The sequence below is a fragment of the Leptotrichia sp. oral taxon 879 str. F0557 genome, assembly GCF_000469385.1.
Lineage (GTDB): Bacteria > Fusobacteriota > Fusobacteriia > Fusobacteriales > Leptotrichiaceae > Leptotrichia > Leptotrichia mesophila.
The window spans coordinates 40,429-63,777 of sequence record NZ_KI271347.1 but is presented as its reverse complement, the minus strand read 5'-3'; the positions used below and the strand labels follow the sequence as shown (position 1 = coordinate 63,777).

Below are 23,349 nucleotides of genomic sequence, written 5' to 3'. Positions count from 1 at the left end.
TTTTCTACATAGTCTAGTACATTTTTTCTGCTTAATTTTATATTTATCTTGTTATCAGTTGTTTCTACACTTCCATTTATCAATTCAGATGTTTCTACTTTGTCAAAGTTTCCATTAATCCCTTTTTCAGCTTCAATCACAGTCGAGGAAAGAGGTTTTGCAGTAATATATCTTCCATTACTTAATGTTTGTAAAGTTGTATTTCCTCCATTTAAGTTTACAGTTCCTTTTACTGTAAGTTTTGTTCCTATTTGAGCTTTTGTTACAGAACCTGCGGTTGCATCATAGTTTCCAGTTATAACTGCTCCAGAGCCTCTATTTTCCAAAGTTCCACCTTCATTTTTAACATTTACTGGCGATAGGTTTCCGCTGTAATTTCTCAATCCTATAACAGTTGTAGGAGTAGTTACTAAAGTTCCACCTGATTTTATAGTTATTGGCGATCCATTTTCTTTCTGTATTTCTAAAATTCCGCCTTCTATGGTAGTAGCTCCTTGATAGTCGTTATTTCCAGATAATATTAATGTCCCATTACCAGATTTTTTTAAACCACCTAAACCTGTAATGTCATTTTCAAATTTTGAAGTTATATTATCTCCAATATTTGCATTAAATTGACCTTTTGCTCCTGCATTTGAAGCACGTTCCCCAACAAGAAGTTCGTTACTGAATTGGGAAGGACCTTTTAATGCTTTTTTCTCGTTTAGAAATCCCCATCCAAAAGTACTGTCTACTCCTGGATCTCCTAAATCTGTTGCAGTTGTTAGTATTGTCTGCTGTATTTCATGTCCTGTCATCCATGGAAATTTTTCTTTTAATTTAGCAGCAACGGCAGATACTTTTGGAGTAGCAAAGGATGATCCAAATTGTGTACAACCTACAAGTTCACAATTTCCGTTCGCTGCAACAGTCCACCATTTGGCTCCTCCAGGTTTTTGTCCGCTTCCTGAACCTGCTCTTGCTAAGTGAGGACTATACTCGCTACCATCAGGTTGAACTCCCATTACAGCAATCCATCCTTTGTATAAGTCATTTACATAGAAAGGTAATCCAGCTTGAACACTAACTTCATTCATAGTTTGTCCTCCAGCTCCTCTATTACCTGCAGCCCAGATAAATAAAGAGCCTTCATTCACAGCATTTTTATAAAAATTTATCAATTCGTTGACTCTTCTGTCATTTTCAGTTTCAAGAATATATCCTTCACTAAGTTTTCTTAGATATATACGCATTTCTTGTATATAATTACTGTTTTCTTTAAATCCTTTTTTTGTTCCAAAAGAATGGCTATAAATTCTAACGCCATTTCGTTGTAATTCTTTATATTTCTCAACATCAATATAAAATCCACTTCCTTCTCCAATAGTCACTCCATGAATTTTTGCTCCTGTTGCTCCTTTTCCACTCTTTCCTCCTAAGATGGAAGCAACGAGAATACCATGTTCATCTTTTGATAAATATGTTCTGTCAGCTCTTGACTCCTGAACAAATCTATCTCCAAATTCTTTACTAATAACTTCATTAAGTTCGCTTGTCTTATAATACAATTGATTAGTTGTCAAATCAGATGATAAAAAATCACTATCTAATACAGCAACACCAACTCCTCTTCCTGTAAAAGTTTTATTTTCTGGAACTTGGCTTGGAGAAAAATTATTATTGTTAGTTCCTGATTGTGAGGGATTATCTTGTGTCTGATTGTTACCGCTAGTATGATTTGGAGTTGGAATAGGGGTAACTGAATCTGTTTGTGAGGTAGAACTACTTCCACCACCTCCACCTCCGCCACAGCTTGATACAACCGTAATAAGACTAATTAATAATAAAACCTTTTTCATGTTCTTTCTCCTTTGTATTTCATTTGTTTAAAATTAATTTTTAATTCATTATAATTATACCATATAAAATGATAAAAAAATTTTTAATATAAGTCTTTTTTATATCAATTTTTTCATATCAGTAAAAATTCTCAAAATAATTTTATAATAAAAATACTTCAAAATCAAAATAACTAGTATTCCTGAAACTATCACAAAAAAAAACATTCCAAGAGCAAATATCACATTATTTCTCTTTTTTCTACTTTTTTTTCAAAAATATTACTAACTATAAAAACTACTATAAAAAATATTTATTAATAATTTATAAAACAAAATTTTAAAAAATAAGTTTAATGAGGTATAATATAATGAAAAATAGAATTTTTTAGAAAAGGAAAATAAACTATGAAATATATTTATAATATTGATAACCTAAAAAATCATAATGAAAATACCGTATTTGAGGAAAAAATTGGTAAAAAAGCTCAAAATTTGCTTGAACTTGCTGCCAATGGATTTAATATCCCACATTTTTCAGTTATTACTAATAGATATTTTAAGGAAGTTATACTAAAAGAAATTGAAATGTATAATCAGGAAGCAGGAAATAATGATGAAATTAAGGATTGGAATGCTATATTTAGCATAAATACGGAAAGAAAAATTGGAAATATAATTAAAATTATAAAAGAGCATAAAATTAGAAAAGAATTTACAGAGGAAATAGAAAATTCACTAAATGAAAAAAGCTATTATGCGGTGAGATCATCTTCAGTAGAGGAAGACAGTAGCAATTTTTCATTTGCAGGTCAGTTTGAAACATATCTATATGTAAAAAAGAAAAATATAATAGAAAAAGTGAAGGAAGTATGGATTTCTTCCTTTTCCTCACATGTCATGAAATATAGAAAAGAAGGAAAAATAAATAATGAAATAAATGTTCCTGCTGTAATAATTCAGGAAATGATAAATTCTGACAAGGCTGGAGTTGGATTCAGCGTAAATCCCGTAAATGGAAATTATGATGAAGCTGTTATTTCTGGAACTTATGGACTAGGAACAAGCATTGTTGACGGAGACGAAAATGGGGACTTGTTTATTTATGACAAAAAAACGAAAAAAATTAAAAAGGAAATAAGAACAAAGAAAGTAAGACAAGTTTTAGATTTTGAAAATCAGAAAATAAAAACAGAAGAAATAAATATTGAAGAGGAAGTTTTGACTAACGATGAAATACATGAACTTGGTGAAAACATCATAAATATTGAAAAATATTATGGAAAGCCTCAGGATATGGAATGGGCATTTGAAAAAGGAAAACTGTATATACTGCAGGCAAGACCCATAACTACATTGGAAAAGACAAACGAAAAAACAATAAACACAATAATATGGGATAACAGCAACATCGTAGAAAGTTATCCTGAAATTACATTGCCACTCACATTCAGCTTTATAAGAAAGGCATATTCTGATGTATATAAAAGATTCTCAGAAATTACAGGAGTGCCTCCGAAGGTTGTTGAAAGCTATCAAGTTGTGTATGACAATATGCTGGGGCTTCTAAAGGGAAGAGTTTACTATAACCTCATAAACTGGTACAAACTTCTAATGCTGTTTCCAAATTCCAAAGGCAACAGCAAGTTTATGGAACAAATGATGGGAGTAAAAAAAGAGCTGTCAGAGGAAAATCTTAACGAAAACCTTCTAGAAGCAGAAGAGAAAATGACAGGCTGGGAAAAATTTAGGAATAGGCTGGAAAAATATAAGGCAGGATTTACATTATTTATAAATATGTTTCTCATAGAAAAAAAAGCAGAAAAATTTTATAAAATTATTGATGAAAATCTCAATGGAAAAAACAATAATCTTGATAATAAAAATATAAAAGAACTGAAAAAATACTACAAGTTTCTTGAAAATAAATTTCTAAAAAATTGGGAAATCCCTATTATAAATGACTTTCTTGTGATGATATGGTTTGGGCTTTCAAAAAAAATGGCAGAAAAATATATAAAAGAAAATTTTGAAGAAAAACATAATATTCTTATCGCTCAGGAAGGAAATGATATGATAAGCGTTGAACCTTCAAGATATATAAAAAAAATGAGCAATATGCTAAGGCAGGATAACTCTTTACAGAATGAAATAAAAACTACGATAAAAAATAATGACGAATCAAGGATTAATGTGCTAAAATTAACTGAAAATACAAAGTTTAATTTTCTTTTTAATGAATATATGGAAAAGTTTGGTGACAGAACCGTCCACGAACTGAAACTGGAAGCACCTACATTAAAGGAAGAACCAATATTTCTGATAAAAATGATACATTCTCTTTCAATGACAGAAAATATTCAGGAACACACTAAAAGAAACATATCAGAAGAACAGAAAAAAATATATGACAATCTAAAAATAAGTCCTGTAAAGAAATATTTATTGAAAAAAACTGTATTTTATGCAAAAAAATTTATAAAATTGAGAGAAAATCTAAGATATGAACGGACAAAAGTTTTTGGAACAGTAAGAAAAATTATGAAAAAAATAGGAACTCATCTGAAAAACGATAACCTTATAAATAATGAAAAAGATGTATTCTACCTTACTGTTGATGAAATTTTGGGACTTGTTGACGGCTCAATAATTGATGTTGATTTAAAAAAACTTATAGAACTACGAAAAAAGGAATATAAAAAATACGAAGCAGAGGCAATTCTCCCTGACAGATTTTTAACAAGAGGATTCCTAGGAGAAAACTTTTATTATGAAGATCTGACAAGAAATTCACAACTGGACAAAAATACTTTAAAGGGAACTGGATGTAGCAAAGGAATTGTAAAAGGAAAAGTAAAAATTGTCCTAAATCCCATGAATACCCAGGTTGAAGATGGAGATATAGTTGTAACAAAATCCACAGATCCAAGCTGGGTTATGGTTTTTCCTTTATTAAAAGGTCTTATAGTGGAAAAGGGGAGTCTCTTGTCTCATAGTGCAATTATTTCACGTGAAATGAATATACCTGCCATAGTTGGAGTGCAGGGAGCGACAACAGCTTTAAAAACAGGAGATATAGTTCAATTTGACGGAAGTACGGGAATTATAAAAAAATTAGACGACTGATTTTTATTAAAAATTTAAAATTACAAACAAATTAGGAGGAACATAATTGAAAAGCGAAGTAAAAGAAAATAAAGTTGATTTTTCTTTGATAAGGTACTCCCAATGCTGGGAAGATACAGAAATATTACTTGAAAGCCTTGATATAAATGAAAAAGATGTGTGCTTTGGAATTTTGTCAGCAGGGGACAATGTATTTTCGATGCTTGTTGAAAATCCTGAAAAAGTAGTGGCTCTTGATATAAGTTTTCCCCAGATAGCTCTTGCCAAACTTAAAAGAGAAATATTTAAAAGTTTCTCGTATGAGGAAATGCTGGAATTTATAGGGGTAAAAATTTCATCTAAAAGAATTAGAATGTATGAAAAGATAAGGGGAAATCTTGAGAAAGATGTGAAAAATTACTGGGATTTTAATAAGGAAGCGATTGAAAATGGTATAATTCATATTGGAAAATTTGAAAAATTTTTTAAGATTTTCAGGAAAAGGATACTTCCTTTTGTGCATAATAAAAAAAGAATTGGAAAACTGCTTGAAAAAAAAACAAGACAGGAAAGAATTGATTATTATGACAGACATTGGAATAATTTTAGATGGAAACTGATGTTTAAGCTGTTTTTTTCCAGATATGTGGTTGGAAAGTTGGGAAGAGATAAGGAATTTTTTAGATATGCGGAAAAAAATATTTCTGAAGAAATGAAGGAAAGAAGCAGATACGCCCTTTGTGAATTGGATAGTTATGAAAATCCTTATATTTACTATATTATGACAGGAAACTACCGTTTGGACTGCCTGCCTTACTTTTTGCGAGAAGAAAATTTTGAAAATATCAAGAAAAATCTTCATAAATTGGAAATTGTCCAGAATTCTGTTGAGGAATATCTTGATGGAATAGATTTTAAAATAAACAAATTTAATTTAAGTGATATATTTGAGTATATGTCTTTAGAAAATTATAGAAAATTAATGAAAAAAATTTATGATAATGCTGATAATAATGCAATCTTGGCATACTGGAACTTAATTGTGGAGAGAAATTCATCAAAATTAGAATCTGTAGAAGGAGAAGAAGATATAAAAAACAAATTTCATAGGTTGAAAGAATTTGATAAAAGCCTTCATGAAAAGGACAAGACATTTTTTTATACTGATTTTGTAGTTGAAAAGGTGATAAAATATGGAAATAGTTAAAATGATAGTTGTTCTAGCAGCTTTTATCCTGTTTTTTCTTTTATTGAATCAACTTGAGAAAAGTGAAAAGTTAAATCCAGAATTTATACGGAAAATTCTACATATAGGTTCAGGAATCGGAGGACTGGCACTTCCTTTTATATTTGAGAAAAAAAGTTCAGTTATAATGCTTGGAGCAGTTTTTCTTATGTTACTTATTTCCATTAGGATAGTAAAACACAAAATAACAGGATTTAAAAAAGTGCTGGAAACAAAAAACAGGAAAACTTTCGGAGATATATACTTTATTATAAGTATTCTTGGATTGTGGATTGTATCAAATGAAGATAAGGTAATGTACGCTCTTCCGCTTATAATTCTTATGTTTTCCGATGCCTTTGCGGCTCTCATAGGGGAATTTTACAGCAAGTATAAATTTAATACAGGATTTGGAACAAAGTCGATAGAAGGCTCGGTAACATTCTTTCTGACAACATACTTCATATGTATAAACTTCTTTCTGTTTTTCAGTGATATCAGGAGTATAAACATTGTGCTTGTTTCTCTTCTATTAAGTATCCTTACAATGATTCTTGAAGTCATTTCATGGAACGGACTGGATAATCTTTTTGTGCCGCTTTTTGTGTATCTATTTCTAAGATTAAATTTATATTTGACAGCACAGGAGCTGATGTATAAATTTTGGGTAATAATGATACTTTTTATAATTATAATATTGAATAGAAAAAAGACTACGCTTACAAGAGTCGCACAAACTGCAAGTTTATTTTTTCTTTACATCGTTATGATAATTGGAGGAATAAAATGGCTTATTCCGCCACTAATAATGTATCTTGGCTATTATCATTTCACGCCCAAGGTAAGAGGTCAAGTAAAAGATTCTCTCAGAGGACTTCTGACAATAGCATTTTCAACAGCAATCTGGCTTGCTATGAGCATCATACTTGATAAAAATAAAATGTATCTTATTTATATATTTACCTTTTCGCTGCATTTTGGAATTATAAATTTAATAAGAGATAACGCTGGAAATGTAAAACGAGAAACATTTAGAATGAATTTTCTGATGGGAAGCATTGGAAAGGCATTTGCTTTCTTTATAATAAATTATCTTGCCTTGTCAAGAATTTGGGATTTTAAAATGCTAATTGGAATAGTAATTTTTATATTTGGCGGAATATTTATTTACGAAACAAGTATGAAGATTTTTTATATTATTGAAAAGGAAAAGGAACTTAGTGGAGAAACAAAAGTATTTATAACTTCTGGAATCGTTTTTGCCTGTTCTATATTATTACTAGGATTAGGAATGTTATAAAAATTTCCTATTTAAAAGCGATTATTTAATAAATCAATTTATTTTTAGACATATTTAGGGTTAATAATTCATAATCATTCAACTTTTTTCTCTTTATATTTTCGCAGGATTGCTCATTGCCGCAAATCCTTATCTTGCAATAAAGATTTATCCTGAGAATCAAAATGTATGGCAAGATTGCTATGCAACACCTATGGCTAGACTACGACTTTTATTTACCCAACTTCGAAACTCCTCCTTTTCAGTCGTCAAACAGTCGTAGTTGAACAAATAAAAGCTCCGTCAGAAAATAATAGTTATTTTAATTGTTTATTATAAAAGCAAGTTTTTAGAATGTTTTTATAAATCAATTCCTTTTCAAAAATACTAGATTTTAATTCCTTACAATAGATTGTATAATAAAATACAACAAATTTATCACTTAAACAGAGTTTAATATAAATACGATAAATTATCAAAAAGGAGAAAATTTAAAAATGAAAATCAAACGATACATAATAACAGAAAATAACCAAATAAATAAAAACTATTTAGAAAAATATATTACGGAAAATAACATTTCACAAAATGAAATTCCAAAAATACAAATAGAACGTCCACCTGAAATTATTGTTTTTTATAATGAGAATGAAGAAACAGCTGGAAGTCTTAATTTATGGCACAATCGCCCTAATTACAATGGAAAGACAACATCGTATATTGGCAATGTAAATATTTTGAAAAAATATCGAAAAAATGAAACAGAAATATTTAATCAAATTTTTGAAAATCTTAAAAAAGAGGGTATAGAAACAATAATAGGCCCTTTAAATGGAACTACTTGGAATACATATCGTTATGTTACTGACAAAGGACATCATTCGCCATTTCTTATGGAACCTTGGAATGAAGACTACTATGTAGAACTCTTTGAAAAACTTGGCTTTAAGCCTCTTGCCTATTATATTTCAACAATAATGGAAAATATGAATCCTGTTCAAAGGGGGCATTTATCTAAAAAAATTGAAAAGTTGAAAAAATTTGACTACTATAAAGATATAACAGTAAAATCTGCGGAAAATGAAGATTTAATGGCTGTGCTGAATAAAGTTTATGACTTAACAATTGAGGCATTTAAAAATAATTTTCTGTATTCTGAATTGGATAGAGAAATATTTTTGAAAATGTATATGAGCTATGAAGATAAAATTGTAAAAAAATTCTTTAAAATGCTTTATTTAAAAGACGAATTAATCGGCTACGTATTTGGAATACCTGATTATGCCGAACTTCAATACAAGGAGAAAATAGAAACTATGATTCTTAAAACGATTGCAATTTCTCCTAGATACAATGGAAAAGGTATGGGGTATATTCTGATAGATGAACTTGTGAAGGAAGCGGAACATTCAGGCTATAAAAATGTGATTTATGCCTTGATGCACGAAAAAAATATATCAAAAAATATCGGCTCACTTTTAGGAGATGAGCTAAGAAGATATTCCCTGTTTATAAAGGAACTTTAAATAAAAGGCGGTGTAGAATGACAATAATTGACAAAATTAAAGATTTGAGAAAACAATATCCATACAATACAGCATTATTTGATTTAAAGACAGGAAATAAGATTACTTTTACCCAAATTGATACAAAATCAGATGAAATTTGTAGATATTTGATACAAAAAGGATTTCAAAAAGGAAATAAAATCGTTGTTTTTGTCCCCATTGGCATAGAATTTTATCTTATTCTGACTGCAATATTTAAAATGGGACTGCAAGCTGTATTTATTGATCCTTATGCTGGAATTGAGCATATAAATAAATGCTGTGAAATGATTTCTCCTGACGGAATAATTGGAAGCAGAAAGACACTTTTAAAAGGATTCTTTTTGAAGGAAATCAGAAAAATTGGCAAAAAAATTAATTATATTAAAATGATGGAACATTCTGAAAAACTTTCGATATATGAAAAAAATAAAAATCAGAAAAAAATTCAAAACGAAAAAATTGACGGAAATACACCTGCTCTTATCAGTTTTACAAGCGGGAGTACAGGCTTTCCAAAAATTATTATGAGAACTCATGAATTTTTACTTGGACAGCACAATGTACTTGAAAAAAATCTAAAATTTGAAAAAGAAACAGCTGTTTATTCTTCATTCCCGATATTTCTTCTTTCACATATGGCAACAGGAACAACTACCTTTATTCCTGATTTGAACTGGCGAAAACCTGTCGAGTCAGATTTTGGAAATATTGTTAAGCAAATAACAGAAAATAATATACAAAACATTATCTTGCCTCCTGCAATATTTGAAAACATCGTGAAATTTTGCAAAGATGAAAAAATAATGCTCGAAAATGTTCAAAAGGTATACACAGGTGGAGCTCCTGTCTTTTACAGCCTTATGAAAAAGATTAAAGATGTTTTTACAAATGCTAAAATTATAGCCTTGTATGGAGCGTCAGAGGCTGAACCCATATCAGTATTAAATTTTGAAGACATAACAGAAGAAGATATTGAAAATATGAAAAATGGTGATGGACTTCTCGCTGGAAAAATTGTTAATGAAATAAAACTTAAAATAGAAGAATTAGAAAAAACGCCTGAAAAAAATAAAATCTTAAAAGATAACAACATTGAAGATTTTTCAGCATTAAAAGGTGAAATACTTGTAAAAGGTGAAAATGTAGTAAACGTATATTTAAATGTTGAGAAAAAACAAAATGAAAAATGGCATAGAACAGGAGATATGGGATATATTAACAAAAAAGGTCAACTTATACTGCTAGGAAGAGTTAAAGGGCGAATACAGATTGAAGAAAACATTTATTATCCTTTTACTGTAGAAACCGCTTTTTCATTTTGCAAAAACTTAAAAAAATCAGTCCTTACTTCCAAAAATAATAAATTATATCTCTTTGCCGAAAGAAACCCTGAATTTAAAGGAAATTTATCTGAGGATAGTGAAATTAACAAACTAAAAGAAAAATTTGGAATATTTAAAATAATCGAAACTCATATTCCAATGGATAAAAGGCATAACAGCAAGACGGATTATAAAAGGCTGGAAGAAATAGTTGAAAAAATTTAAAAATTTAAATTCAGAAAGGAAATTTTATGAAAACAGAAGCAAAAGAATTAATTCAGGAAGGATTAAAGTTATTTTCATTATATGACAGAAGAGCTTTAAAAAGATTCTATCTTTCAGCAGAAAAGAATGAGGCAGACTTGTCATATCTTGATGAAAAATATCAGACTCATATGCGTTCTAAAGCAAGAGGACTGTTTTTTGATTTTTTAGGAGGAATTATAGAAGGCATTGCAAGCTCAGGAAGTCCGTTTAGTCATTCTCTGGATAGAGCGATGGCTATTGAAAAGCGAGAACAGTATAATGAAAAAAAATTAATATTAAGATACAAAATTAAAGATTTTATTGAAAGTACACCAGTAGACAACAATACAGGATATTTACTTTCCATGATTGATTTCTATTGTCAGTAAAATCTATTTATATATAATATTGTAAGAGGAGAAATAAATGAGTCAAAGTAATATAAATTCAAAAAAATCTATAATTCAAAACATAAAAAATTTCAAAATATATTTGAATGAGCGATTCCCATTAGGAAAAAATTCATTTTTTGTGTTGATTTTTACTTTGTCAGGATACATTTATACAAGTTTGTTATACAATTCAAAAATTATGTATCTTTTTACAAACGGAGTTAAAATAGGGATATTTCAATATAAAATAATCGCTCTATTTATCATAATTTTTATGTTTTTCTTTCAATTAAGAATTACAGATGAATTTAAGGATTATGAAGAAGACTTAAAATATAGGGCTTACCGTCCTGTTCAAAGAGGTGTAATTTCGTTAAAAACATTGAGAAAAATAGGAATTGCAACTGTTATAATACAAATAATGCTTGCACACGTTATAGATCCTGAAATTATCTATTTTATGATATTTGTATGGATTTATATGTTCTTAATGGCAAAGGAATTTTTTATAAAAAAATGGCTTACAAAAAGAATTTTGATTTATGCTCTCTCCCACGTTGTAATAATGGTATTCATTACTCTTGTTATTGTAGAAGCTACACAATACATTGTACCAAAAAATATTTTTGACGTTTTTATATTACAATGGTATAAACATAATATTGATTTTGCATTAATTCCTCTTTTCGCATTAAATTATTTAAATGGAATCGTACTGGAAATAGGAAGAAAAACGAGAAGAGCTGATGAAGAGGAACATGGAGTGCAAACATATAGTAAACTTTGGGGGAGAAAAAAGGCTGTGGTTATTTTGAGTCTACTTTTTATTATTGAATATTTTCTTGTCATTCTTGGGCTTGCTCATACTTATGAAAAATATTTTTTCTTTGGTGGATTGACATTGCTTGTAATATTAGTAGTTTCAATATATTTTATGGTAAAATTTTTGAAAAAGGATTTGTCAGGAAAGATTGTAGAAACTATGTCGGGATTATGGATTATTTTTTCAAGTATGAGCTTGGGACTTCTTCAATATTTTATATTTAGTTTAATAAAATAAAAATATAAATTTTATATCGGTCATATCTATGGTTTTTAACAAATGAATTTAATAAACAATAACTTTAACCATCTTGTAAAAAATAATTATGCTCTTGTTTTTTTTAATAGAGTTTAAGTTTATCAGTGCTTTTCTTCTCTTTTAAACAAATTTTTCAGATAAATTTAAAAATAGACTTCCATTTAAGAAAAATCGAGATATAATTATGGTGTAAAGAACTAATTTTAGACTTAACTTAAAGGGTGTGATAAATAATGGTTGAACTTGAAAAATTGTCTACTGAAGAAAATAATCCTAATAGCAAGGATATCGAATTACAGGATAGCCTTGAAGTTGTGAAAAGAATAAATGAGGAAGATAAAAAAGTGGCATTTTGCGTAGAAAAAGAATTAGATAGCATTTCACGGCTGATAGACGCCATATTGTCAAAATATAAAAAAGAAACAAGAATTATATATATTGGTGCAGGAACATCGGGAAGACTTGGAATTCTTGATGCGTCAGAATGTCCTCCTACTTACGGAGTTTCCTTTGAAAAAGTTCAAGGAATAATTGCTGGTGGAAATGAAGCGATATTCAAGGCTAAGGAAAATGCTGAAGATAATCTAGAACTGGGAAAACAGGATTTGATAAATATTAATCTTACAGAAAATGATGTAGTTATTGGACTTGCCGCTTCTGGCAGAACTCCCTATGTTTTAGGAGCAATAGAATATGCAAATAGCATTGGTGCAGTTACTGGTAGTATAACTTGTTCCAAAAATTCTGATTTATCCAAAGTCAGCCACTATCCAATAGAAGTCCCTGTTGGTGCTGAAATTGTTACTGGCTCTACCAGAATGAAAGCGGGAACAGCTCAGAAAATGATACTTAATATGATTTCTACTACACTTATGATAAAACTTGGAAAAGTATTTTCAGGCTACATGGTGGATGTAAAAACTTCCAATCAGAAACTGGTTGAGCGGGCGAAAAGAATAATAATGAAAACTACTGGGACTGATTATGAAATTGCAAGTTCTGTTTTGGAAAAAGCTGGAAATGATGTAAAAACAGCTATTGCTATGATACTTTTGGATATTGATAGAGATATGGCAACGGAAAAATTAAAACAATACGATAATAATGTAGCAAAATTGATACATGAATATTCTGAAAAAAATATTTAGTAATTTAGAAAGGATTGAAAAAATGGGAAAAAAAGACGGAATTAAAATTGTAACGATTGGTGGAGGCTCCAGCTATACTCCTGAACTGATAGAAGGATTTATTAAAAGGATAAAGGAATTGCCAGTTAAGGAAATATGGCTAGTTGATATTGAGGAAGGGAAAGAAAAATTAGAAATAGTTGGAAATTTGGCTAAAAGAATGGTGGAAAAGGCTGGTATTGACTGCAAGGTTTATTTGACGCTAGATAGAAGGGAAGCTATAAAGGATGCAGACTTTGTAACAACTCAGTTTCGTGTGGGGCTTCTTGATGCGAGAATTAAAGATGAAAGAATACCATTTGAAAATGGACTTCTGGGGCAGGAAACAAATGGGGCTGGGGGAATGTTTAAAGCATTTCGTACAATTCCTGTGATACTTGATATTGTGAAGGATATAAAGGAACTTGCTCCAAATACTTGGCTTATTAACTTTACAAATCCAGCCGGAATTGTGACAGAAGCTGTCCTAAATTATGGAAATTTTGAAAAAGTTGTTGGGCTTTGCAATATCCCAGTACATACTCAGATGGATTGTGCAAGCCTTTACGAAAAAGATATTAGCGAGTTTAAATTCCAATTTGCAGGGCTAAATCACTTTGTCTGGTACAAAGTTTGGGATAAGAAAGGAAATGAACTTACGGCAGATTTATGGGATAAAAGACAGGATAAGGAAAATCTTGGTGTAAAAAATATTGTCAACATAAATTACGATTATGATCAGATAAAAAATTTGGGAATGCTGCCTTGTGACTATCATAGATATTATTACTTACAGGATGAAATGCTGGCTGAGGGGCTGAAATCATATAAGGAGAATGGAACAAGAGGAGAAATTGTTAAAAGAGTTGAAGCAGAACTTTTTGAACTTTACAAGGATGTAAATTTGAAGGAAAAACCTAAACAGCTTGAACAAAGAGGTGGTGCTTATTACTCTGATGCAGCTTGTGAACTGATTAGTGCTATCTACAATGACAAAGGCATAATAATGGCGGTAAATACTAGAAATAAAGGAGCTATCGCAGATTTACCGTATAATTCGGCAGTTGAAATTTCCTCATACATTACAGCAAACGGGCCTAAACCAATAACATTTGGTAAATTTCCAAATGCTGGGCAGAGAGGATATATTCAGCTAATGAAGGCAATGGAAGAACTTACTGTGGAAGCAGCTGTTACAGGAAATTATTACACCGCATTGCAGGCTTTCACTACAAATCCATTAATTCCTGGAACTACAATTGGAAGAAAGGTTTTGAATGAACTTCTAGATGCACACGAAAAATATTTACCACAGTTTAAGGATTATTATGAAAATAGAGAAAAATATCAAAAAGGAGGAAAATAAGAAATTATGGATAAGGAACAAATGGAATTAGTTGTATTTGAAATTGTAAATAGTGCTGGAACCGCAAAGGGACTGGCTTACGAAGCATTAAGCGAGGCAGAAAAAGGAAATTTTGAAAAAGCTGAAAATTTATTAAAAGAAGCTGATGAGGCTCTGCTATCCGCTCACAATGTTCAGACGGAAATAATTCAGGCAGAAGTAAATGGCAAAGGTATTACACCTTCAGTCCTATTCGTTCACTCGCAGGATCATTTGATGACAGCAATTGAGGCAAAAACGTTAATTGAGGGTATGATAAAAATGTATAAAAGAATTGATAAGCTTGAAAAGCAATAGGTTTATAAAACAGATAATTGGAAAACTAACACTATTTTGAATAGAATTGATACAAAAACTATAAAAATTGAAAAATAAAAATAAATTTAGGAGGATTTTATGAAAGTATTATTTGTATGTTCACTAGGAATGTCTAGTGCTGTGGCAGTAAAGGCTCTTGAAAAAGAAGCAAATGCAAAAGGCGTAGAAATTGAAGTGAAGGCTGTGAGTACGCAGCAATTTGAAGAAGAAGTAAAAAATGGATATGACGTGGCAATGGTTGCTCCTCAAATAAGACACAGATTTGATACACTAAATGCCCAAGCAAGCGAAGCAGGTGTACCGTGTGCAATGATTACTCCGCAAGGGTATAGCCCACTCGGAGGTCCAAAACTATTAAAACAAATTCAAGAATTAATACAAAATAAATAAATTTTAATATCTTAACAATTCACAAAAACAATATCGCAACATGAAAGGAAGTAGAATTATGGCAGTTTTAGAACAACTTTCAATAAAAATGGCAAAAATATCAGAACAAAGACATTTAAGGGCAATACGGGACGGTATAGTTTCCACATTGCCACTAATCATTGTCGGGTCAATATTTTTAATTTTAGCGTTCCCACCTTTTCCAAAAGAATGGGCAATTTCAGTTTTAGCAAAAAAACATGCAGTACAAATGCTGCTGCCCTACCGTATGACAATGTTCATAATGGGTCTTTATGCTGTTATGGGAATAGGTTACAGCCTTTCAAAATCATATAAATTGGACGGGATTACAGGATCAATCCTCTCAGTCTGTGCATTTTTGCTTACAATTATGCCAAAAATGATTAATCCGATTGAAGTGATAAATCAAACTATCGGTGGAAAAGCGGTGCAGGTTATTGTTGAGGAAGGAACAAAAGGCTCTCAGATTATTCAGGAAGATATTGGATATGCACTGCAAATGTCAAGATTAGGATCTGCAGGCTTATTTGTAGGAATAATAGCGGCGATATTTGCTGTTGAAGTATATAGAATGACTACAACAACTGGATTTAGAATAAAAATGCCTGAAGCTGTGCCAGAATCAGTTGCACGTTCATTTGAAGCACTTACTCCAGCAGCAATAATTATTTTCACATTGACAATTTTGACTTACTGGCTAAATATTGATTTACACGATATAATAGGCTCAATTATAAAACCTGTTTTGAAATTTAGTGACTCTTGGTTTTCTGTAATCCTTATTGTATTTATGATTACATTCTTCTGGAGCTTTGGAATTCACGGTGATTCAATTGTCGGATCTGTTGTACGTCCGTTATGGCTTATGCTTCTTGAACAAAATGCAACAGCTTTGGCAAATGGACAAAATATTCCTCATATCGCGGCAGAACCTTTATATCAATGGTTTATCTGGATTGGCGGTTCAGGAACAACAATAGGATTTGCATTATTACTGCTATTAAAATCAAAATCAACTTACGGTAAGACACTAGGAAAAGCAGCAATCCTTCCTTCAATATTCAACATAAACGAGCCAATTATTTTTGGAGCTCCAATAGTATTAAATCCTACATTATTACCGCCTTTTATAATTGTTCCAATAGTTAATGCTTCTATCACTTATTTCGCAATGGTAGCAGGACTGGTAAACCGTGTAACTTCAACACCACCTTGGACTCTACCTGGGCCAATAGGAGCATTTTTAGCAACAAATGGAGATTTTAGAGCTGTTATTTTAAATATACTTCTTATTTTAATTTCTGTTGTAATTTACTATCCTTTCTTTAATGCCTATGAGAAAAAATTATTGGCAGAAGAACATGCTGAAGCACAAGAATAAAAATTGATAGAAGAAGGGAAATAACACAAAATGAGAAAATTAGGAATTTCTATTTATCCTGGAAAGACAACTGAAGAAGAATTGATAAGTTATATTGATAAATCTTTTGATGCTGGCTTTAGCCGAATATTCAGTTGTCTGCTCTCTTCTACAGAAGATAAAGAAATAATTTTAAAAAAATTTAAAAAAATAAATTATTATGCTAAAGAAAAAGGATTTGAAATTATTCTGGATGTGAATCCAAAAGTTTTTGATGACTTAGGAATAAGTTATGATAATTTAGCATTTTTTAAGGAAATGGGAGCTGACGGGATTAGGCTGGATATTGGATTTACTGGATTGCAGGAAAGCATTATGACATTTAATAAGGAAAATTTAAAAATTGAAATAAATATGAGCAACGATACTCATTATATCGATACAATTATGGATTACCGCCCAAATAAAAATAATCTGATAGGATGCCATAACTTTTATCCTCATATCCACACAGGATTAGGCTTGAAATTTTTCAAAAAATGTACAGAAAATTTTACAAAATATGGATTACGAACAGCCGCATTTATAACTTCACAAGCTAAAAACAGTTTTGGCCCTAAGCCAGTAACACAAGGATTACCAACCTTGGAAATGCATCGTAATTTACCATTGATAGTTCAGTTCAAACATTTTATCGCATTAGAAACAATTGACGATATAATTATTTCAAACTGCTATCCAACTGATGAAGAATTAAAAGAATTTAAAAAGGTACGTAAAGATATGGTAAGTTTCTCAATTGAACTTGAAAAAGATGTTCCTGAAATAGAACAAAAAATAATTTTTGATGAGTTTCACTTTAATAGAGGTGATATTTCTGAAAATCTAATCCGTTCTACAAATAGCCGTGTAAAATATAAAGAGCATAATTTTAAAATTTTCAATGCTCCTGAAATAATAAAAAAGGGAGATATAATTATTGAAAGTAGCGAATTTGGACATTACGCAGGGGAACTTTTGATTGCAAAAACAGAAATGAAAAATACTGGAAAATCAAATGTTGTTGGAAAAATAGCAGATGAAGAAATATTTTTAATTGATTACATCAAACCTTGGCAAAAATTTTCTTTTGTAAAAAAATAAAAATGCTTCTATCTAATAGATTTATCTTTCACTATTTAATTAAAAGATTTTGAAACTTCAACTTACAAAGGAGATGAGCATTATGGATGCAAAAAAAACAGCAAAGGAAATTTATGAAATTTTAGGAGGCAAGGAAAACATTACTTCAAACGCAGTCTGCATGACAAGACTTAGAGTTAAAGTTAAAAATGAAGTAGATTTAGAAAAGTTAAAAAAAGTTGATGGCGTACTGAACGTAGTAAATGCTGAAACTTTACAGATAATACTAGGGCCTGGAAAAGTAAATGCAGTAGGAGATGAATTTTCAAAACTTAGTGGTATTGCTCTAGGATTTTCAGATAGTAACGTAAAGGATGTAGCAAGTGAAAATAAGAAAGCAAATAAACAAAAATATAATGGTCCTGTCCAACGATTTCTTCAAAAAATTGCAAATATATTTGTACCTCTATTACCTGGAATAATCGCATCAGGATTAATAATGGGACTTACAAATGTTATAAATGTTGCAACAAAAAATGGTTATAATACAGTATGGTGGTTTGCTGCGATAAGAAGTATCGGATTTGTTATGTTTGGATATCTTGCGATTTATGTAGGAATGAACGCAGCAAAAGAATTTGGCGGAACTGCAGTGCTTGGTGGAATTATGGGTTCAATATTTATCACAAATCCAGCCTTGCCTTTACTTCTTAAAGTTGAAGACAAGAGTGCAGTTATACTTCCTTTTACAGGTAAACCTTTTGCACCAGGAATGGGAGGACTGCTTGCATCGTTATTTATGGGTATAATAATTGCATATTTGGAAAAAAATATAAGAAAGATAGTTCCTGTAATGCTCGATACATTTTTTACTCCTCTTTTAACTTTAATAATAGGTGTATTTATAGCCCTAATAATAATTCAGCCTTTAGGAACTGTTGTAACGGGCTTTATATTCGCTATTCTTGATTTCTCATATAAGAAATTAGGAATATTGGGAGGATATATACTGGCAGCTGGATTCCTTCCTTTAGTTTCAGTTGGACTACATCAAGCTTTAACTCCTATACACACTTTACTTAATGATCCGACAGGACCTACAAAGGGAATCAATTATTTGCTTCCTATACTTATGATGGCAGGTGGGGGACAAGTTGGAGCAGGAATTGCAATTTATATAAAAACGAAAAATCAAAGGCTTAAAAATATGGTAAGAGATTCTATTCCAGTTGGAATTCTTGGAATTGGTGAACCATTAATGTACGCTGTAACTTTACCTTTAGGAAAACCTTTTATTACAGCTTGCTTAGGTTCTGGAATTGGTGGAGTTCTTGCAGTTCTATTTCATTTAGGAACAATTTCTCAAGGTGTTTCAGGTTTATTTGGACTACTTATTGTTGTTCCTGGATCTTGGATTTACTTTATAATCGCAATGCTTGGAGCATATGCAGGAGGATTTATACTGACTTATCTATTCGGAATTGATGATGAAAAGATTGAAGAGATGTATGGATAAAATAAAAAAGAATTTATGAATAAAAAATTGTGTAAACTCATATTAAATATTTGAATTTACACAATTTATTTTTTATATTTCCAAATTTCTTCAATAAATAGTTTTATTACATAATTATTTAAATTTGAAATTTATTATTTTTTCTCAAATGTTTTTTTCACACCTTTACTTTTCTTTACTTCTTTCTTCTCTACAAAAACAATCTTTTTCACATCATCATAAGTTTTCGCAAAGTAGAATTTCATCTGGTCTGCAATTTCCTTTGGCAATTCCTCTGTATCAACTTTATTGTCATAAGGAAGTACAACATCTCTTATTCCAACTCTATGAGCCCCTATTACCTTCTCCTTGATTCCACCAACTGCTAAAACCTCTCCAGTAATTGTAATCTCTCCTGTCATTGCAACATCCTGTCTAACTTCCTTATCCGTCAATACTGAAATAATTGCTGTTGTAATTGTGATACCTGCTGATGGCCCGTCTTTTGGTACAGCTCCTTCTGGAAAATGTAAATGAACATCTGTTGTTTCGTTAAATTTTTCCTTGATACCAAGTTCATTTTTTATATGTCTTACGTAAGAATAAGCCACTCTAGCTGATTCCTGCATTACATCTCCTAGTTTTCCTGTAAGCTGCAATACACCTTTTCCTTCCATTTTTACTGCCTGCACTTCTAAAGTTGTCCCTCCGACTGCTGTCCATGCAAGTCCATTTACAACACCAATTTTACCTTCTTTTTCCTTGACTTTATCTGCTCTGAATTTTGCATTTCCTAAATATTTCTTGATTTTTGTTTCAGAAACAGATATCTTTTTACTCTTAGATTTTGATACAAGTATTTCTTTTGCTATTTTTCTGAACAATTTACCAATTTCTCTTCGTAAATTTCTTACTCCAGCTTCTCTTGTGTATTCATTTATAATTTTCATAACTGCTTCATCAGAAAATGAAATTTTGAATTCCTTTAATCCGTTTTCTTCTTGCGTTTGGGGTATTAAATATTTTTTTGCAATATTTAATTTTTCAAATTCTGTGTATGATTCGATTGAGATAATCTCCATTCTGTCACGAAGCGGTCCTGGAATTCCTCCCAAATCATTTGCAGTACAAATGAAGAATACGTTTGACAAGTCAAAAGTATGATCGATATAATGATCTTCAAACGAGTTGTTTTGTGCAGGATCTAAAACTTCCAGCATTGCTGAAGCGGGATCTCCTCTAAAGTCAGAAGCCATTTTATCAATTTCATCAAACAGCATTACTGGATTATTTACACCAACTTGTTTCAACGAATTTATAATTCTTCCTGGCATTGCTCCCACATAAGTTCTTCTATGTCCACGAATTTCAGCTTCATCTCTTACTCCACCAAGTGAGATTCTTGTGAATTTTCTGTTCATCGAACGTGCCACCGAATGTGCAAGCGATGTTTTCCCTACACCTGGAGGTCCTACAAGACAGATAATCGAACCTTTTAATGTGTTATTCAATTTTTTAATTGCCAAGAATTCTAATATTCTTTCCTTAACTTCTTCCAATCCATAATGATCTTCATTCAGAATTTTTTCAGCTTTTTCAATATCAATTTCATCATTAGTTGAAACTTCCCACGGTAATTCAAGTACAGTTTCAAGATACGTTCTAATTACTGAAGACTCAGCAGAAAAATCTGGCATTTTCTTCATTCTTGAAAGCTCTTTTGCCAGTTTATCTTTTAGCTCCTGAGGAATTTTTGCATCTCTAACTCTTTGGTCAAGTTCCTCCAGTTCCTCGTCAGAATCAGTTCCTTCTCCCATTTCTTCACGCATTACCTTAATTTTTTCACGTAAATAATAGTTTTTCTGAACTTCTGCCATTTGTTCTTTTACACGATTTTCAATCTCACGTTCAAGCATAAAAATCTCAATTTCTCTTTCAAGAATACTCAAAATTTTATATGCTCTTGCTTCCACATCCAATATTTCCAATAATTCTTGTTTTGTTTCAACTGCTACCATCAGATTTGTACAAATCAAATCAAATACCTTGTCAATATTGCTAATCTCTTTTATATTATAAATAATGTCAGGCAATACTTTATTAGTTTTCTGTGCATAATTTGAAAATTCATCAATTACTCTACGTTTCAAGGCTTCAGCTTTACTTTCGTCGATAGGCTTTGAAAAAATTTCTTCATATTCAGCATAAACAACACCATTATCATCTTTTGGAAATTGGTTGATTAAAACTCTATGTTTAGCTTCAACTAGTACCTTTACATTTCCATTTGGCATTTTTACCGTCTGTATAACGTGAACTAAAACTCCTGTTTCATAAATATCTTCTGGAAATTTGGGCTCTTCTACATTTGCATCTTTTTGTGCCGAAAGAATTAGTTTGCTGTCAAATCTTGCTATTGCTTCTTCAAGACTTTTCAGGCTTGACTGCCTACCAATAAAAATCGGAGTTACAACACCTGGAAATACAACTAATTCTCTTGTTGCTATAAATGGTTTATTTTGCATAATTTCTCCTTTCATACTTTAAAATCTGCTCTTTAATACAATAAAATTGCTTTAAAATCAGACTTAAGAACTAAAATTCCATTATTATTTAATAATTTTCAAGTTTATTATAAATAATTTTAAATCTCGATTACTCTATAACCACTTTTTCTTTATCTGTAACCGCTTCTTTTGTAATTATCACTTTCTTAACATTTTCCTTCGATGGAATTTCATACATCAAATCAGTCATAACACTTTCAATAATTGAACGAAGCCCCCTCGCTCCAATTTTTCGTTTAAGTGCCAGCTGTGCAATTTCAACAATCGCATCCTTATCAAATTCCAAATCGACATTTTCCATCTCAAAATATTTTTTATATTGCTTAACAAGCGAATTTTTAGGCTCTGTTAGTATCTTAATCATAGCCTCTTCATCAAGTCCATGAAGTGCGGTGATTACTGGTAACCGCCCAATTAATTCAGGAATCAGTCCAAATTTTATTAAATCTTCAGGCAATACATTTTCAAATAAAGTCAAATCATCAAGTTTTGTATTTTTTGTTTCAAGCCCAAATCCAACTCTTTTTTCATTAACTCTATCCTTAACTTTCGCTTCCAGTCCTTCAAATGCTCCGCCAACGATAAATAAAATATCCTTTGTGTTAATTTCAATCATTTCCTGATTTGGATGCTTTCTTCCACCTTGTGGAGGCACACTCGCAACAGTCCCTTCAATAATCTTAAGTAACGCCTGCTGTACTCCTTCTCCAGAAACATCCCTTGTAATTGACATATTTTCCGATTTTCTAGCGATTTTATCAATTTCATCAATATAAATTATTCCATGCTCTGCTGCTTCAATATCATAATCAGCCGCTTTTATCAGTTTTAAAAGCACATTCTCGACATCATCCCCAACATATCCAGCTTCCGTCAATGTTGTTGCATCTGCAATCGCCAAAGGCACATTCAATGTTTTCGCTAGTGTCTGTGCAAGCAAGGTTTTTCCGCTTCCAGTAGGTCCTACTAGCAGTACATTTGATTTTTGAAGCTCCACGTCATTATCTACATTTTTCTGTTTGTGCATTATTCTCTTAAAATGATTATAAACCGCCACAGATAACACCTTTTTAGGCTGTTCCTGTCCGATAATATATTCATCAAGTTTTGCCTTTATTTCTTTAGGCTTTAACAGTGTAATTTCCCTGTTATGTTCATTTTCGTCATATTCCCTAAAACTGTCCAGTAATTCAGCACTGTCTTCTATACATTCATTACAAATAAACACATCATCCTCTTCAGGACTCTGTATTAACCGTTCCACTTCATGCTCTTCCCTGCCACAGAATGAACAGTAATTTTTTTTCTTATTTGCCAATATTTTTCACCTCGTTTTTTCTTTATATAATTCTTATTTATATATTTTTATTATTAATTTCTATTTTATTATTTTACTTATTATTTTTTTAACGCAGAGGTATCAAACGCCATACCTCTGCACTCCCGCTTTACGAAAAACTTTCTTATAAAAGAAAAATAGAACTCGCT

The 23,349-nt window shown here is 30.9% G+C and carries 17 protein-coding genes; 14 read left to right on the top strand and 3 right to left on the bottom strand.

Going from position 1 to position 23,349, the window contains the following annotated elements:
* The coding region (locus HMPREF1552_RS09855) for a S8 family serine peptidase (protein ID WP_021745036.1) at positions 1 to 1,838 on the bottom strand (1,838 nt) is incomplete at its 3' end.
* A 387-nt stretch (positions 1,839 to 2,225) separates the two neighbouring features.
* Here HMPREF1552_RS09855 and HMPREF1552_RS09850 point away from each other — a divergent pair.
* From HMPREF1552_RS09850 to HMPREF1552_RS09785, 14 genes are all read left to right on the top strand, one after another.
* A complete protein-coding gene (locus HMPREF1552_RS09850) occupies positions 2,226 to 4,943 on the top strand; it encodes a PEP/pyruvate-binding domain-containing protein (RefSeq protein WP_021745034.1) in 2,718 nt (905 codons plus the stop codon).
* A 46-nt stretch (positions 4,944 to 4,989) separates the two neighbouring features.
* Positions 4,990 to 6,129: a DUF3419 family protein gene (locus HMPREF1552_RS09845; RefSeq protein WP_021745033.1), complete on the top strand. Its 1,140-nt coding sequence runs from the start codon at positions 4,990 to 4,992 to the stop codon at positions 6,127 to 6,129.
* A complete protein-coding gene (locus tag HMPREF1552_RS09840; protein WP_021745032.1) occupies positions 6,116 to 7,447 on the top strand; it encodes a diacylglycerol/polyprenol kinase family protein in 1,332 nt (443 codons plus the stop codon). Before HMPREF1552_RS09845 ends, HMPREF1552_RS09840 begins: the two co-directional genes overlap by 14 nt.
* Positions 7,448 to 7,923: 476 nt before the next feature.
* Positions 7,924 to 8,952 (top strand): GNAT family N-acetyltransferase, encoded by a 1,029-nt coding sequence (locus tag HMPREF1552_RS09835; RefSeq protein ID WP_021745031.1) that lies wholly within the window; start codon positions 7,924 to 7,926, stop codon positions 8,950 to 8,952.
* A gap of 17 nt (positions 8,953 to 8,969) precedes the next feature.
* The gene (locus HMPREF1552_RS09830) at positions 8,970 to 10,523 is read left to right on the top strand and encodes an AMP-binding protein (protein ID WP_021745030.1); all 1,554 of its coding nucleotides are present in this window, start codon (positions 8,970 to 8,972) and stop codon (positions 10,521 to 10,523) included.
* 26 nt (positions 10,524 to 10,549) lie between these two features.
* A complete protein-coding gene (locus tag HMPREF1552_RS09825) occupies positions 10,550 to 10,933 on the top strand; it encodes a hypothetical protein (RefSeq protein WP_021745029.1) in 384 nt (127 codons plus the stop codon).
* 37 nt (positions 10,934 to 10,970) lie between these two features.
* Complete coding sequence (locus tag HMPREF1552_RS09820; protein ID WP_039901590.1) at positions 10,971 to 11,996, top strand: UbiA family prenyltransferase; 1,026 nt, start codon at positions 10,971 to 10,973, stop codon at positions 11,994 to 11,996.
* Between the two features lie 254 nt (positions 11,997 to 12,250).
* On the top strand, positions 12,251 to 13,165 hold the full coding sequence (murQ, locus tag HMPREF1552_RS09815; RefSeq protein ID WP_021745027.1) for an N-acetylmuramic acid 6-phosphate etherase: 915 nt from the start codon (positions 12,251 to 12,253) through the stop codon (positions 13,163 to 13,165).
* Positions 13,166 to 13,187: 22 nt separating this feature from the next.
* Complete coding sequence (locus HMPREF1552_RS09810; RefSeq protein WP_039901594.1) at positions 13,188 to 14,549, top strand: 6-phospho-beta-glucosidase; 1,362 nt, start codon at positions 13,188 to 13,190, stop codon at positions 14,547 to 14,549.
* A 6-nt stretch (positions 14,550 to 14,555) separates the two neighbouring features.
* Positions 14,556 to 14,885 carry a PTS lactose/cellobiose transporter subunit IIA gene (locus HMPREF1552_RS09805; RefSeq protein ID WP_021745025.1) on the top strand — a complete coding sequence of 110 codons (330 nt, stop codon included), beginning with the start codon at positions 14,556 to 14,558 and terminating at the stop codon, positions 14,883 to 14,885.
* Between the two features lie 99 nt (positions 14,886 to 14,984).
* Positions 14,985 to 15,296 (top strand): PTS sugar transporter subunit IIB, encoded by a 312-nt coding sequence (locus HMPREF1552_RS09800; RefSeq protein WP_021745024.1) that lies wholly within the window; start codon positions 14,985 to 14,987, stop codon positions 15,294 to 15,296.
* A 58-nt stretch (positions 15,297 to 15,354) separates the two neighbouring features.
* Positions 15,355 to 16,698, top strand: coding sequence for a PTS sugar transporter subunit IIC (locus HMPREF1552_RS09795; RefSeq protein ID WP_081686587.1), 1,344 nt, complete (start codon positions 15,355 to 15,357; stop codon positions 16,696 to 16,698).
* A 30-nt stretch (positions 16,699 to 16,728) separates the two neighbouring features.
* Positions 16,729 to 17,820: a DUF871 domain-containing protein gene (locus tag HMPREF1552_RS09790; protein ID WP_021745022.1), complete on the top strand. Its 1,092-nt coding sequence runs from the start codon at positions 16,729 to 16,731 to the stop codon at positions 17,818 to 17,820.
* An 82-nt stretch (positions 17,821 to 17,902) separates the two neighbouring features.
* Positions 17,903 to 19,315, top strand: a complete 1,413-nt coding sequence (locus HMPREF1552_RS09785) for a PTS transporter subunit EIIC (RefSeq protein ID WP_021745021.1) — start codon at positions 17,903 to 17,905, stop codon at positions 19,313 to 19,315.
* A gap of 134 nt (positions 19,316 to 19,449) precedes the next feature.
* Here HMPREF1552_RS09785 and lon read toward each other — a convergent pair whose 3' ends face one another.
* On the bottom strand, positions 19,450 to 21,819 hold the full coding sequence (gene lon, locus HMPREF1552_RS09780; protein ID WP_039901589.1) for an endopeptidase La: 2,370 nt from the start codon (positions 21,817 to 21,819) through the stop codon (positions 19,450 to 19,452).
* A 130-nt stretch (positions 21,820 to 21,949) separates the two neighbouring features.
* Positions 21,950 to 23,179, bottom strand: a complete 1,230-nt coding sequence (clpX, locus tag HMPREF1552_RS09775; protein WP_021745019.1) for an ATP-dependent Clp protease ATP-binding subunit ClpX — start codon at positions 23,177 to 23,179, stop codon at positions 21,950 to 21,952.
* Positions 23,180 to 23,349: the final 170 nt, after the last annotated feature.

Excerpts from the sequence above, each read along its gene's own strand:
- murQ (WP_021745027.1), top strand. The coding sequence starts at position 12,251 with ATGGTTGAACTTGAAAAATTGTCTACTGAAGAAAATAATCCTAATAGC.
- HMPREF1552_RS09835 (WP_021745031.1), top strand. The coding sequence starts at position 7,924 with ATGAAAATCAAACGATACATAATAACAGAAAATAACCAAATAAATAAA.
- HMPREF1552_RS09850 (WP_021745034.1), top strand. The coding sequence starts at position 2,226 with ATGAAATATATTTATAATATTGATAACCTAAAAAATCATAATGAAAAT.
- lon (WP_039901589.1), bottom strand. The coding sequence starts at position 21,819 with ATGCAAAATAAACCATTTATAGCAACAAGAGAATTAGTTGTATTTCCA.
- HMPREF1552_RS09840 (WP_021745032.1), top strand. The coding sequence starts at position 6,116 with ATGGAAATAGTTAAAATGATAGTTGTTCTAGCAGCTTTTATCCTGTTT.
- HMPREF1552_RS09805 (WP_021745025.1), top strand. The coding sequence starts at position 14,556 with ATGGATAAGGAACAAATGGAATTAGTTGTATTTGAAATTGTAAATAGT.
- HMPREF1552_RS09830 (WP_021745030.1), top strand. The coding sequence starts at position 8,970 with ATGACAATAATTGACAAAATTAAAGATTTGAGAAAACAATATCCATAC.
- HMPREF1552_RS09795 (WP_081686587.1), top strand. The coding sequence starts at position 15,355 with ATGGCAGTTTTAGAACAACTTTCAATAAAAATGGCAAAAATATCAGAA.
- HMPREF1552_RS09785 (WP_021745021.1), top strand. The coding sequence starts at position 17,903 with ATGGATGCAAAAAAAACAGCAAAGGAAATTTATGAAATTTTAGGAGGC.
- HMPREF1552_RS09810 (WP_039901594.1), top strand. The coding sequence starts at position 13,188 with ATGGGAAAAAAAGACGGAATTAAAATTGTAACGATTGGTGGAGGCTCC.
- HMPREF1552_RS09820 (WP_039901590.1), top strand. The coding sequence starts at position 10,971 with ATGAGTCAAAGTAATATAAATTCAAAAAAATCTATAATTCAAAACATA.
- HMPREF1552_RS09825 (WP_021745029.1), top strand. The coding sequence starts at position 10,550 with ATGAAAACAGAAGCAAAAGAATTAATTCAGGAAGGATTAAAGTTATTT.
- HMPREF1552_RS09800 (WP_021745024.1), top strand. The coding sequence starts at position 14,985 with ATGAAAGTATTATTTGTATGTTCACTAGGAATGTCTAGTGCTGTGGCA.
- HMPREF1552_RS09790 (WP_021745022.1), top strand. The coding sequence starts at position 16,729 with ATGAGAAAATTAGGAATTTCTATTTATCCTGGAAAGACAACTGAAGAA.